Below are 13,372 nucleotides of genomic sequence, written 5' to 3' on the forward strand. Positions count from 1 at the left end.
AAGCCTCTGGGACGCGGCATCAGATGTCATTATTTATCAGCGCTTGCCCAGGTAAACTTGTCTTGCATTGAGCGTGCAGATCAATTTCCGCTCGTCGGCCGACAGGCCCGACAACAGTTCCGTTGTGATATCTACCCAGTTGGCCAAACCGCCACCGACATCAATGACCGGCCAATCACCACCCCACACCATATGGCTCGGGCCAAACAGTTCGAGGACAGTGTCGCTGTAAGGTTTGACACCATCGATCTTCGAACCGGACGGATTGCAATATGTCGGCAAACCGGAAAGCTTCACCCAGAAGTTCGGCAATTCGGAAAGCTTGATCATCTCGTGGCGCCAAGCTGCGAAGTCACCGCCAGCAATATCCGGCCTGCCGCAATGGTCGAGGATGAACACGGTATCGGGATCAGCACGAACCAGATCGTAGGCGATCGATAGCTGCCGCCCATCGAAGCAGAGATCGATGGGATACCCGGCCTTGCCAATCTTGCGAACATTGCGCCGATAGGTTTCGCTGCGGCTGAGATCATCCGGCATGACCTGAAGAATACGACGGAACCCCACCACGTTGAGGTCACCGCATTCTTCCAACCAGGCATCAAAACCGTCATCGGTTTCAGGACGGCAACTGGCGATCACACCCAGCATTTTGGGATAACCCGATCCGACCAGTCTTGACACCAGCCGCGCCTCGTTCTGGTAATCAACGTCATCCACGCCACTTTCCATGAAGATGGTGGCGGTGATGTTGCTGCCTGCAGCTTGCTCGGCGTAGACATTCTGATCAAAAGTGCCGGACGCAATGGCCGGGACCTCTTCGGTCCATGCGTAACCGAGATCGCCACGCAGGATAAGATGCTGATGTGTATCGATCAGGTCTGTTGCCATTTACCCCTCCGTACCGATCGCATGCTCTTCAAATTGCGCCCAAGCCGTCTCTGCTATGGTCTGGTCGAAAAGTTCAACATTACGCAGAAGGCTGGAAGGTTTTGCCGTGCCGATCAGTACGCTCACCACCAGCGGATTTCGCAGCGGAAAATGCAAGGCGGCGGCAGCAAGTGTCGTCCCGGCCGACTGTGCAACGACTTCCATAGCCTGCACTTTTTCCATCACATCGGCCGATGCCTCGACGTAATTAAAGGTAGCGCCCGGCCGGGCACCGGTTGCAAGAATGCCGGAGTTGAAAACGCCACCGATCACAAGACGCGTCCCGGTTTCCTCGCAACGCGCCAGCAACTCGGCTTCTGCCGAACGGTCAAGCAGCGTGTAACGACCGGCAAGCAGGATGACATCCAGCGGCACCCGCGCAAGAAGGTTGAGGCAGGCTGGCACCTCGTTCACGCCAAGGCCAATGGCCTTGATTGCGCCGCTTGCCTTGAGTTCCTCAAGCGCACGTGCACCACTTTCGACAAAATCTGCAAAATGGCGATCATAATCCGCACCAAGCGTGGTCGCTTCGAGATCGTGGATGTAAAGAATATCAATGCCATTCAGCCCGAGACGGGCAAGGCTGTCCTGATAGGACCGCCTGATACCGTCATAGGTATAGTCATGTACCTGCGCGAACGGCAAAGGACGGACAAACCCGTGATCGGGAATGTCCTCCTCCGCGACCGGTTTCAGCAACCGGCCAACCTTGCTCGACAGGACATAGGACCCCTTGGGTTTGTCGCGTAAAAAGTCGCCTAGCCGACGCTCCGAAAGGCCGTGTCCGTAATGCGGAGCCGTATCGAAATAACGAATACCGGCCTCCCACGCCGTTTCCAGCGTGGCCATGGCATCTTCGCGCGATACTTCGCGGTAGAGGTTGCCGATACCGGCGGCTCCAAACGAAAATGTACTGAGTTCAAGACCTGTGGTTCCAAGTGGCCGCCCGATCATGCTGCCGTCCCCTCTTTGTCGAGTTGGCGCTCGATTGCGCGGATCGCGCCACGAAGCTCACCCAGGCCTTTGACGCGGCCGATATAGGAGTAACCGGGGTTGGTCTTCTTATCGATATCGTCACCGAGCAGATGTCCGTGGTCTGGGCGGAGTGGAATTGCACGGCGGGTATCACCGGCTGCCGCGCGACGGCGTTCCTCACGCAACAACGCCTCGACAACACCGACCATGTCGGTACCACCATCCAGATGGTCGTCTTCAAAGAACGAACCATCCGCCTCGACGGTAACATTGCGCAGATGCGCAAAGTTGGTACGCGGTGCAAATTCCGTCGCCATCGCAACCAGGTCATTATCAGGACGTGAGCCGTAAGACCCGGTGCACAGTGTAATGCCGTTGTAAGGGCTGTCGACCGAAGACAAGATGCTTCGAACATCTTGCGGCGTCGAGACAACGCGCGGCAAACCGAAAAGCGAGAATGGCGGGTCATCCGGGTGAATGCCGAGGTAAACGCCATGCTCCTCTGCAACCGGCACCACTTCTCTCAGAAAGGCCAGCAAGTTGCTCTGCATTGTCGCGGCATCGATACCGCCGAAGGATTCCAAGAGTGTATTGATGGATTGCCGTGTCTGCGCAAGTGCACCGCCCGGCAGGCCCGCGATGATATTGCGCTCCAGCAGTAGTTTTTCATCGTCACTCATAACCTTTGCCCGCTGTTCGGCACGTGCGACGACGTCAGCATCATAGCTGTCAGCTGCATTGGGACGCTTCAGGATGAATACGTCATAGGCAACGAAATCAGTCATCTCGAAACGCAGGGCCAGTCCAGTACCACGTTCGGTGCGCCAGCGAAGGTCAGTACGTGTCCAGTCAACCACAGGCATGAAGTTGTAGCAAACGGTGGGGATACCGGCACGACCGAGATTGGCTAGGGTTTCTTTCCAGCGAGCGATCGCCTTGGGTGCATCCGCGTCACCGCGTTTTACGCATTGTTCCATCGGAATAGATTCGCAAACGCTCCACTCAAGACCGGCCGCTTGGATCATCTCCTTGCGTTTGATGATTTCTTCAAGCGGCCAGGATGTACCATCGGGAATTTCATGAAGTGCCGTCACTACGCCGGTAGCACCGGTTTGGCGGACATGTTCGAGCGTGATCGGATCGTTCGGGCCGTACCAGCGCCAAGTTTCCTGCATGTATTCCTCCCTTAGATAATGTCGTCAATGGCGCAAAGAGCGCCTTGTGTGTTGATGGCGTTGCAGGCGGAAGCCAATGTTTCGGCAAAACCGGGCTTGTTGCGCCATTCAGGTGTGAAAACTCGATCGAAACCCAAGAACCGCTCGACCACCTGTTCGGCAGACAATGCGCGTTGGTCGACGGCTGGCCATTCGTTGAAGGCCGGATCATTGATGATGATCGGCGCATCCTGTTCATTACGTGCGGCGCAAGAGCAGATCCACAAGGCAGCGGCCATCAGCACCGCACCATGCGGTCTGCCCTGATCCATTAGTTCAGCAAGTGGCGACAATATGCGTTGCGGCACCTTCTGCGAGGCATCGGACGCAATCTGCACCGCCTTGTGCCGCAGCGAAGGATTGGCAAAACGCTGACGCAGACCACCGACATACGTCGCACCATTGAGATGCGATGGCAGTGTCGGGTCTATTTCGCTCCAGTACCGATCGATGAACCGGCGCACACGCGGATCTGCGTAGACATCGGCAACCGTCTCGAGTCCGGTGATCTGGCCAATGGCGGCAATCGCTGTATGAGCCCCGTTGAGCATCCGAAGCTTCATGTGCTCATAGGGTTCGACATCGTCGACAAATTCGACGCCTGAGGCTTCAAGTTCCGGGCGACCATGCGGAAAATGATCCTCAATGACCCATCGGAAATAGGGCTCTGCAACAACCGGCCAGGCGTCATCTACACCAAGCGCCTGGTTTACTGCAGCACGATCCTGATCTGTGGTCGCTGGCACGATGCGGTCTACCATCACGCAGGGGCAGGATACATTCTGCACTATGTAAGCTGCGAGATCTGAATCGGTCAGGCCCGCGAATTCCACTAACAGCGCATTCAGCACCTTGCCATTGGATGGCAGGTTGTCACAGGAGACAAGCGTCAGCGGCACAGCTCCTTCAGCACGGCGACGTCTGAAGGCGGCGATCAGCACACCATAGATCGAGCGCGGCGCCTTGGTAGCGTCTAGATCGTTTCGCACATCCGGATGGCTGCGCAGCAAAGTCCGCTCGGACAAATTGGCGAGATAGCCTTTTTCCGTCACGGTCAGGGTTACGATACGCACACGAGGATCGCTAAGCCGGTCGATCAGCTTTGACGGATCTTCCGGTGATACCAGAATTTCGAGAATTGAGCCGATCACCCGGTAGGTCACGGTCTGTCCGTTGCGTTCGCAATAGGTATACAGATTGTCCTGCGGTGCGAGCGCATCACGCGTATCGGCACTGCGCATGGAAGCGGCGACAATGCCCCAATCCGTCTCACCACGTCCGAGGCAATCATCAACAAAGACCGCCTGATGTGCGCGGTGGAAAGCGCCAACCCCGAGATGAACAATACCCGGTGTTACTTTCGACCGGTCATAGCCAGGAACCGCAATATCGGCTGGCAGGGCGGCTAGCGCTGTTTGTGAGAGACGGTTTCCCGGCACTGTATTTCCAATCTACAATAACAAGATTATGTCCTGAATGGTGCGAGTGCAGGCACGCGATATCAGCCGGCACGCCTGCTCAGCCGAACTGCAAACCGCCGTTCATGTCGATCACCACGCCGGTCATGAAACCGGACAGAGGGGATGCGAGGAACCGCACGGCATGGGCAACCTCTTCAGGTTCGCACAGGCGCCCAACCGGGATCTGCGCCAGCTGACGATTGCGATCTTCTTCCGACAATTGTTCCATGATCATGGGTGAAACGACGTAGGCCGGCGCAATGGCATTGGAGGTAATTCCAGCAGAGGCCAGTTCGCGCGCCGTGGAATAGGTCAGGCCGACAAGTGCCGCCTTGGACACCGCATAACCCGTTCCCGCAGTAAGACCACCGGATTTCCAGGCATAAGACGAGATGTTGATGACGCGTCCCCAACCATTTTCTTTCATCGCAGGAATGGTTGCCTGCGTCAGCAGAAGGGCAGCATCCAGATTGATGGCCATCAACCGGTGCCATTCCTCCAGCGTGGTGCCCACAAGTTTGTTCGGCGAAAGTATGCCGGCATTGTTGACGAGAACATCCACGCGACCATGGCGTTCAAGCACATCCTTCATCGCATGCTGAATGGCGGCAGGGTCCGAGAGGTCAACGATAACAGGCTCGCAAATTGGGCCCAATTGTTCGACCGCAGCGGCATCACGATCGACCGCGAGCACATGGGCTCCGGCCGCAGCCAGCGCTTTTACGATAGCGCGACCAATACCACCTCCCGCACCGGTCACCAGTGCGATCCTGCCCTTCAATTCCATTGAAACTGCCCTCCACTTGCCGTTATCAAACGGCGAGATTTTTTCTTTGCTGCTCGGACATACGTCCGAAAATGACGAAAATCATATCAAGATGCGTGACAAGTGCCTGCTCGGCGGCAGCACCATCACCACGATCAAGTGCGTCCACAATTGCCAGATGTTCAGCGATAACATCCGGCAGACGCTCGGCCGTCTGCCACAGGCGATGGAAACGCGTCAGCGTAACCTTGGCACTCAGCACGGCCTGCCAAACCCCTTCGCGCCCGGCAAAGGTGCCCAGAAGGTGGTGAAACTCCTCATCGGCGCGGAAAAATCCATCACCGTCACCAGCGGCGATAAATTGCTCTTGTTCACGGATCAACTGACGCATCGCGCGGCTCATTTCCGACGTCCATAACGGCACGACTTCACGCAGCAGCGCAATTTCCAACGAGCGCCGGACAAAATGGCTGTCCTGAAGACCAGCTAGCCGGATCGGCGCCACGAAACTGCCGACCTGCGGATAAACATCCACCAGCCCCTCTTCAGACAATCTCTGGATAGAGGCGCGCACAGGTGTGCGAGAGATGGCAAACTGCCGACAAATCGAGTTTTCGCTGATTGGACTGCCAGGCGCGAGGCGGACTTCGATGATGGCGCGACGCAACGCAGCATGAACCTGATCCGAGGCGGAACGCTGACGATCCAGAACCAGCTCAAGCCCTTCCAGACCGGCAGATCCCAGGGTTACGCTCTGCAAGGAGCCTTGATCATCCACCTGCGGCAACTCGGTCAAAGTGCGCTTCATCTCACCTCATCCTGAAAAACGACGGCCGCAAAGATTCCATTTGCAGCTTGTATACAAGTATTATAGTGTCCAAGTCGTTCTTGCAAGTGGCTAGTTGGGAGCAGCCCGCTTTTTGGGCGCTTAATCAGACACCTGACAGAGTTGAGGAGGTTTCAACACAATGAGGAGGAAACTCATGTTGAATGGATTGCGTAGCTTTGCGGCTGTGACTGCATTGGGAATGAGTGTCGGCCTGGCGGGTATAGCGCAGGCAAGCGACACGACTGTTGCACTGGTGCCGGGAGGCCCACACCCTTATTTCGCAGCCTGGGAACAGGGCGGCGCTGATGCGGTAAAAGAATTCGGCCTGCAGTCGGCTGACTACAAGGTGCCGCAGAAATGGGAACTCGCCCAGCAGAACCAGTTGCTCGAAAGCCTGCTTTCCCAGGGCTATAATGGCTTCGTGATCTTCCCAGGCGATCCGGTTGGATCCGTTTCGACGGCAGAAGAACTGACATCCAACGATGCAACAGTGATCGCGGCAGGTGGCTGCTTTAAAGATCCATCGTCTGCAGCCTTCTGCCTGGGCACCGACACCGGTAACTCCGCCTATATCGGCACCAAGGAATTGGCCCGCATCATGGGGCCGGGCAAAAAGCGCATCCTGCATCTCACCGGCTTCCTGGTCGACCCGAATACGCAACTGCGTATCGACGCCGTGAAGAAAGCCGCGGAAGAAACCGGCAATGAAGTCGTGCAGGTTATTGCCGACATCGACGCGCCGGAACCGGCTGAAGAAAAGATCAACGCTTACCTCGCAGCGCATGCCAGCGAAGTAGACGGCGTTATCGCAACTGCCTGGGTACCATCGGTCGTTGCCGCCAATGCCCTGCGCAAAATCGGCGACAAGCGCATCAAGATGGTTGGTATCGACCATGACCAGGTTGTGCTTCAGGCCATCAAGGACGGCTTCGTCGACGGCACCATGCTGCAGAACCCGTATGGTCAGGCTTATGTCGGCTCCTACGCTGTTAACAAGCTGCGCTCGGGTTGCACGATCAAGGCAGACGCACCATTCAAGACCAACGCACTGACCAGCAAGTTCATCGATTCCGGCACCGCCTTCATCGATGCCAGCCAGGTTGATAGCTATGTCAATTCGATGCGTGACGAAACCAAGAAGCTGCTCGAAAGCTTCGACGCCACCTATCTGAGCTGCAACTAAGATTTTTGAGTTCGAAGGGGGAAGAGGCTTCTCGAAGCCTCTTCCTTGCGTCGACGGAGCGTCGTCTGACCTGCCCCGTCCGGCACAGGCGTTTGCGCCTTGTCCCCACGACCGGAATTCGAAGGAACACCCATGTCATCGCAACAAATTCCAGCACCCTCAGAAGTCGGCACAAGCCGTCCAGCCTTCGGCACGGGAACGTCCCGCACCAGTATTTTTGTCTCCAACGAATTCGGGTTGATCTTGCTGATCGCCATCTTCGTCCTTGTTTTCAGCCTGACGACGAAGGGTTTCCTAAGCCCTTTCAATCTTTTCACGCTTGGCCGTAACACTGCTGTCAACATCATGATCGGTCTGTCCATGATGACGGTGATCGTCACCGGCGGATTGAGCCTCGCGGTTGGCGCCATCGGCGTTTGTGCCGCCATGTTTACCGGTTACGCCATCGAGATCCTGCAACTTCCATGGCCACTGGCCATCGTGGGCGGCATTGGTCTGGGTGCAGCGCTTGGTTTCGTCAACGGTTTCACCGTTGTTCGCACCGGCTTGCACAGCTTCATCATCACACTGGCCACCATGAGCATATTTTTCGGTGTCATGGTGTTCCTGACCAGAGCGGAAGCCTATCGCAATCTGCCGCCTGAATTTGCCGCCTTCGGCAAAATGAAATTTCTCACCTACTTCTCGCCACTGCTGCTGATAACCATCACCGTCGCCATTGCGCTGACCTGGCTTTATCACCGCAGTGTTCTCGGTCGTGAAATGTTGGCCGCAGGTGCGCGCCCGGAAGCTGCAGAGCTGTCCGGCGTTCGTGTTGGTCGCATCACCGTTCTGTGTCACATGCTGTCGGGGTCCCTTGCCGCAATCGCCGCTTTGATGCTCATTGCCCGCAATGGCGCCGCCATTCCATCGATGGCTGGTCAGCTGGGGCAGGACTGGTTGCTGCCAGCCTTCCTCGGCCCTGTACTGGGTGGCGCACTGCTGAACGGCGGCAAGGCACCTGTTTTGGGAACTTGCCTGGGTGCCGCCCTCGTCACGTTGTTGACCGGCGGCCTGCTACTACTTCAGATCGGCGATTTCTGGGTACAGACCTTCCTTGGTCTTCTCCTTCTCGTCGCAGTGTTCATGGACAAGGCGCGTCGCAGCTACCTTGCCTATCATAACCTTGCCTGAGGTACGATCGATGACAAATTTCAAACTTTCCCGCCTCGCCAAGGCAGACTGGTTCGGACCACTGCTTGCAACGGTGATTGCGATTATCGTGATCCGTAGTTTCAGTCCGAACTTCCTGTCATCCTTCAACATTCAGACACTGCTGCTGGCCATTTCCATCAATGCCCTGATCGGGTTTTCGCAGATGATCATCATCGCCATCGGACAGATGAACCTGTCAGTTGGTGCTATTGGCGGTCTTGCAGCAATCTCCTTTGCCGGACTGATGGAAATATGGGGGCTTCCGGCCCCGATTGCAGCCGTTCTTGCACTTGGGATCGGTGTCCTCTGCGGCATGCTCAACGGTGTATTGATCAGCATTACGGGCATATCCGCCTTCGTGATTACGCTTGCGACACTGTCTATTTACAAGGGCATCAACCTCGGCATTACCCGTGCCCAGCCGTTTTACGGCATTCCTGACAGCGTCAAGGAACTTGGTTCAATGACATTGTTTGGCGCAATACCCATGCTGGCACTGCCAACTGTCATCGTCGCCATCGGCCTTTGGTATCTGCTCAATCGTCTGCCAATCGGTCGTTTCATTCTGGCGGTCGGCGGTAACGAACACGCAGCGTCCCTGTCGGGCATTTCGGTCCGCACCGTCGTGGTCGTTGCACACTCGATCTCGGGTTTGCTTGCTGCCTGTGCCGGTATGTTGCTGGTCGCACGTCTGCAGATCGGCCAGCCGTCGATTGGTGATGACTGGCTTATCCTGTCCTTTGCCGCACCGGTCATTGGCGGTGCAGTTCTGGCGGGCGGTCATGTCAGCGTCACCGCAACCTTCCTTGGTGTTGTCGTGGTTGCGCTGATCACTCAGGCATTGGTGCTGTTTTCAATCGACCCCTTCCTTGTTCAGGTCGTGTTGGGAGCACTCATTCTTGCGGCCGTTGGCGTCAACAAGCTGCGCGGCACGGCCCCCGTATCGAGAAAGGCATGACAATGACCGTCACTCCCGTATTCGAAGCCATCAATATCGAAAAACGTTTTCCAGGCGTGAAGGCGTTGGACGGCGTGTCCCTTTCCCTTATGCCAGGCTCGATACATGCCCTGCTTGGTGAAAATGGTGCTGGAAAGTCGACACTGATCAAGGTGATCACCGGCGTTCATCGCCCAACATCTGGCCAGCTTCTCGTCAACGGACAGGATGCCCAGTTCTCCAGCACACGCGATGCCGTGGCAAAAGGCATTGGTGTTGTTCACCAGGAACGCAATCTCATTCCGCGGTTTTCGATTGCCGAAAACATCCATCTTGAACAAACAACCCGTCACGCGCTCAAGCCAATTGATTATGCCGAACTAAACCGTTCGGCACGCAGATGGCTGGATGCACTGGAATTCGACATAGATCCGGCAACACCAGTCATGGACCTGTCAGTTGCACAGATGCAGCTTGTCGAAATTGCCAAGGCGCTCTCCCTGCAAAGCCGCGTTCTCCTGCTCGATGAGCCGACAGCATCACTGACATCAAATGAGACGAAAACGCTGTTTGCGGTTCTGCGCAGATTGCGCGACAATGGCGTCAGTCTGGTTTTCGTCAGTCACAAGCTCGAAGAGGTTCTGGAGATTTGCGACCGCGTTACCGTGCTGCGTGATGGCGTTAATGCCTGCCAGAGCCAGTCACTCAAAGGCCTCGGCCGTCAGGATCTCGTGCGTTTCATGATTGGCCGCAACGAAAGCGCTGGCGGCTGGCAAAAGCGCGATACGTCAACCAACCCGGTGGCCCTTGAACTGAAAGACGTGTCGACAGCCATCGGTCACAGCAATGTCGACCTGACAGTCCGTAAGGGTGAAATTCTCGGCCTTTACGGCTTGATTGGAGCCGGACGCAGCGAACTCGCCAAATCGATCATGGGACGAATTCCGGTCACCAACGGCGAAGTGCTGATCGATGGCCAGGTTGCCCGTATCTCCTCGGTCGGCGATGCTATCCACCGATATGGTTTGGGCTACGTCAGCGAAGACCGCAAAACGGAAGGCCTGCTATTGCCGCATTCGGTTCTCGCCAATGCCGGCATTGTCGTCTGGAAACGTTTGTCCGGCCTGTTTGGAAGCCTGTCCGACGCCAAGATCCGCAAGGCCGTTGTCCCATTCCTCGAAAGGCTGGAAGTCAAAACACCAAGCCTGGCACAAACGGTCGGCAACCTGTCCGGTGGCAACCAGCAAAAGATCAGTGTCGCCAAATGGCTGGCCGCCGGCATCAAGGTCCTGATCATCGACGAGCCCTCCGTCGGCATCGACATCAAGACCAAGGCCTATCTTCACGATTTGCTGCGTGAGCTTGCCAATAATGGCACCGCCGTCATTGTCATTACCAGTGACATGCCGGAAATGGTCGCGCTGGCAGACCGGATTGTGGTGATGGATAATTACGAGGTGCAGGGTGCACTCGAAAACGACGGTGTTTATGAACGCATGAGTGAAGCGATCATGAACCTCATCCACAAGGTCAAACCAGAACCGGTTAGCGCCACAGCCTGACTGCTTGCCCCCAAGTATCGTCGTTTAAAACGGCTGATATCAACAATTATCTGGCCGACACCGGCCAGGTAATCTGCCGGAACGGCAACCTTGGGTGCCTTGCTGGCCGCTGTAAAAAACGCGGTGCCCAGCATCCTGCATATTATACTTCGGCGTTGTGGGTAATTTATCCAAGCCGATGACAGTCGCGCTCAATATCATTATCAACAACACCCGGTGCGGATGCGTCGAATCGACGCCAGCACAGTGACATATCGAGACAATGGTAATTTTACTTCACGCCTGCGACCTGCTGCGGATGATCTGCGTGCGGTTGCACGGCGCGCATCAAACAGAGCGGGGCGAGCAATGAGCGAGACTGGCGGGTATTTTCCACGTTGGCGACTGAAGACGGAAGGGCGCATTCTGCCCGATGAGAGGTTGCCGACCGGGCAAACAGTCGTGTTGGGTTTTCAGCATGTTGTGGCCATGTTCGGTTCCACCGTCCTGGCACCTATTCTCATGGGGTTCGATCCAAACGTATCGATCCTGTTTTCTGGCATTTCGACGCTGATTTTCTTCATTGCCGTGGGTGGTCGGGTACCGAGCTATCTCGGTTCGTCCTTCGCATTTATCGGCCCGGTGCTGGTTGCAACTGGCGCAGCCGCTGGAGCGGTTAACCCTGACATTTCGCTGGCACTTGGTGGCATCATTGCCGCAGGCGCGCTTTATACCCTGATCGGCCTGCTGGTGATGTTTGTTGGCCATCGCTGGATCGAGCGGCTGATGCCGCCAGTTCTGACGGGAGCTATTGTGGCTGCCATCGGACTGGTTCTTGCGCCGATTGCCGTATCAAACGCCTCTGGCTCCGGACCCGCAAGCCCCGATGGCGACCAGCTTTCCCGCTGGATTGCCATTACGACCTTTGTTGCCGTCGGCGTCGTCGCGGTTTATGCGCCGGGCATGGCGCGCCGCCTGCCAATCCTGATCGGTGGTGCGGTGGCCTATCTCGCCTACATGGTCGTCACCAACGGGTTCGGCCTTGGCGCACCGGTTGATTTTTCCGGCGTTGCGGCGGCCGCATGGTTCGGCTGGCCTCATTTCACCGCACCAACCTTCTCTGCCTCGGCAATCACACTGATTGCCCCTGTCGTGATCATTCTGGTTGCGGAAAACCTCGGACATATCAAGGCAATCGGTGCAATGACCGATCGCGATCTTGACCCCTACCTTGGCCGCGCCTTTATCGGTGACGGTATTGCCACGATGTTTTCCGGCGCATTTGGCGGCACCGGCATGACCACCTATGCTGAGAACATGGGCGTTATGGCGGTAACCCGGATCTTCTCGACACTGGTTTTCCTGGTTGCTGCGGCTGTCGCCATCATTCTTGGCTTTTCACCGAAATTCGGCGCGCTGATCCAGACCATTCCCGGTCCTGTGATCGGTGGTCTCTCGATCGTTGTTTTCGGTCTGATTGCCGCAACTGCAGGCCGTATCTGGGTGGAAAACAAGGTCGATTTTTCCGAACCACGCAACCTGATCACTGTTGGTGTCGCACTGGTTCTGGGCGCAGGCAATTTCAAGCTACAGGTCGCAGGCTTCACGCTTGATGGTATCGGCACAGCAACGATCGGTGCAATTGCACTCTACCATCTGCTTGGAATGACAAGCCGCCGCGCCTGATCAATGCTGATGCAATTCCTTCCCGCTTCGCCGCAAGGCAGGCGGGAGGAAGACAACCTCGCCAGCAGCGCTGCGCAGTCAGACCTTCAAGTTCTTTGCCTGACCTAAGCGTTCTCAAGCCAAGTTGCGCGGCACGAGATGGCCGGGAAACGATTGCTTTGTCGCTCGGCATCGGGATCGGTTATCGTGGATATGGCGAGATCGAGTGCGGCAATACCCATTTCCTGCAGGGACGTCCGACGCTGGAAAGCGGTGGCGTCAGCATATCTGCGATAGAATGGTCAAAGCCGATAACCGAGACATCATCCGGCACCCGTAATCTCGCCTGATGCAATTCCTGCAAAACGCCGGCCGCAAGCGTTTCCCTTCGATATCGTGATCTGATCATCAAGGACTGGCATGCTGACACGGGTTTGTCCCTATTTGTCACAAACGCCAATACCGGAATTTGTGCTGGCGATGACGTTGTGCAGGTCGACCTTGCAGCCGGTGAGGACAAAGTGCTGAACGTGCTCGTGGACGCAGAACGATTTAAAAACTGGAACCCCGACTGCAAGCGCTTCGAGCATTTGACGCAGTCATTCAAGGTAATGGTCGGGCGATCTGCCCATGACATCCGTCTGGTCAGTCAGGTAAACCTGAACGACTACAGCTGAG

13 protein-coding genes are annotated in these 13,372 nt (G+C 56.4%); 6 read left to right on the forward strand and 7 right to left on the reverse strand.

Translation table 11 applies throughout. The annotated features are described in order from the left end of the window. Nucleotides 1–36: 36 nt before the first annotated feature. The 6 genes from IB237_RS17070 to IB237_RS17095 form a co-directional block, all read right to left on the reverse strand. The gene (locus IB237_RS17070; RefSeq protein WP_192489873.1) at nt 37–891 is read right to left on the reverse strand and encodes an amidohydrolase; all 855 of its coding nucleotides are present in this window, start codon (nt 889–891) and stop codon (nt 37–39) included. Further along, nucleotides 892–1,884 (reverse strand): aldo/keto reductase, encoded by a 993-nt coding sequence (locus IB237_RS17075; RefSeq protein ID WP_192489874.1) that lies wholly within the window; start codon nt 1,882–1,884, stop codon nt 892–894. After that, complete coding sequence (gene uxuA, locus IB237_RS17080; RefSeq protein WP_192489875.1) at nt 1,881–3,080, reverse strand: mannonate dehydratase; 1,200 nt, start codon at nt 3,078–3,080, stop codon at nt 1,881–1,883. The genes IB237_RS17075 and uxuA overlap by 4 nt, the downstream gene beginning before the upstream one ends. An 11-nt stretch (nt 3,081–3,091) precedes the next feature. Further along, nucleotides 3,092–4,558, reverse strand: coding sequence for a mannitol dehydrogenase family protein (locus tag IB237_RS17085; RefSeq protein ID WP_192489876.1), 1,467 nt, complete (start codon nt 4,556–4,558; stop codon nt 3,092–3,094). Nucleotides 4,559–4,637: 79 nt separating this feature from the next. Continuing rightward, nucleotides 4,638–5,366 (reverse strand): SDR family NAD(P)-dependent oxidoreductase, encoded by a 729-nt coding sequence (locus IB237_RS17090; RefSeq protein WP_192489877.1) that lies wholly within the window; start codon nt 5,364–5,366, stop codon nt 4,638–4,640. 25 nt (nt 5,367–5,391) lie between these two features. Next, a complete protein-coding gene (locus IB237_RS17095; RefSeq protein WP_192489878.1) occupies nt 5,392–6,153 on the reverse strand; it encodes a GntR family transcriptional regulator in 762 nt (253 codons plus the stop codon). A gap of 175 nt (nt 6,154–6,328) precedes the next feature. Here IB237_RS17095 and IB237_RS17100 point away from each other — a divergent pair, with 175 nt between their 5' ends. The 5 genes from IB237_RS17100 (at nt 6,329) to IB237_RS17120 (ending at nt 12,715) form a co-directional block, all read left to right on the forward strand. Further along, a complete protein-coding gene (locus IB237_RS17100) occupies nt 6,329–7,357 on the forward strand; it encodes a sugar ABC transporter substrate-binding protein (protein ID WP_192489879.1) in 1,029 nt (342 codons plus the stop codon). Between the two features lie 132 nt (nt 7,358–7,489). Then, the gene (locus tag IB237_RS17105) at nt 7,490–8,530 is read left to right on the forward strand and encodes an ABC transporter permease (protein ID WP_192489880.1); all 1,041 of its coding nucleotides are present in this window, start codon (nt 7,490–7,492) and stop codon (nt 8,528–8,530) included. 10 nt (nt 8,531–8,540) lie between these two features. Beyond that, nucleotides 8,541–9,509 (forward strand): ABC transporter permease, encoded by a 969-nt coding sequence (locus IB237_RS17110; protein ID WP_192489881.1) that lies wholly within the window; start codon nt 8,541–8,543, stop codon nt 9,507–9,509. Between the two features lie 2 nt (nt 9,510–9,511). After that, nucleotides 9,512–11,050 (forward strand): sugar ABC transporter ATP-binding protein, encoded by a 1,539-nt coding sequence (locus IB237_RS17115; RefSeq protein ID WP_192489934.1) that lies wholly within the window; start codon nt 9,512–9,514, stop codon nt 11,048–11,050. Nucleotides 11,051–11,398: 348 nt separating this feature from the next. Continuing rightward, entirely contained in the window at nt 11,399–12,715 is a 1,317-nt protein-coding gene (locus tag IB237_RS17120) for a solute carrier family 23 protein (protein ID WP_192489882.1), read from the forward strand. A 181-nt stretch (nt 12,716–12,896) separates the two neighbouring features. Here IB237_RS17120 and IB237_RS26570 read toward each other — a convergent pair whose 3' ends face one another. Further along, nucleotides 12,897–13,103 (reverse strand): substrate-binding domain-containing protein, encoded by a 207-nt coding sequence (locus tag IB237_RS26570; RefSeq protein WP_192489883.1) that lies wholly within the window; start codon nt 13,101–13,103, stop codon nt 12,897–12,899. A gap of 25 nt (nt 13,104–13,128) precedes the next feature. Here IB237_RS26570 and IB237_RS17130 point away from each other — a divergent pair, with 25 nt between their 5' ends. Beyond that, the gene (locus IB237_RS17130; RefSeq protein ID WP_192489884.1) at nt 13,129–13,371 is read left to right on the forward strand and encodes a fibronectin type III-like domain-contianing protein; all 243 of its coding nucleotides are present in this window, start codon (nt 13,129–13,131) and stop codon (nt 13,369–13,371) included. Nucleotide 13,372: the final 1 nt, after the last annotated feature.

Origin of the sequence: Agrobacterium sp. AGB01, from assembly GCF_014851585.1 — a bacterium.
Lineage (GTDB): Bacteria > Pseudomonadota > Alphaproteobacteria > Rhizobiales > Rhizobiaceae > Agrobacterium.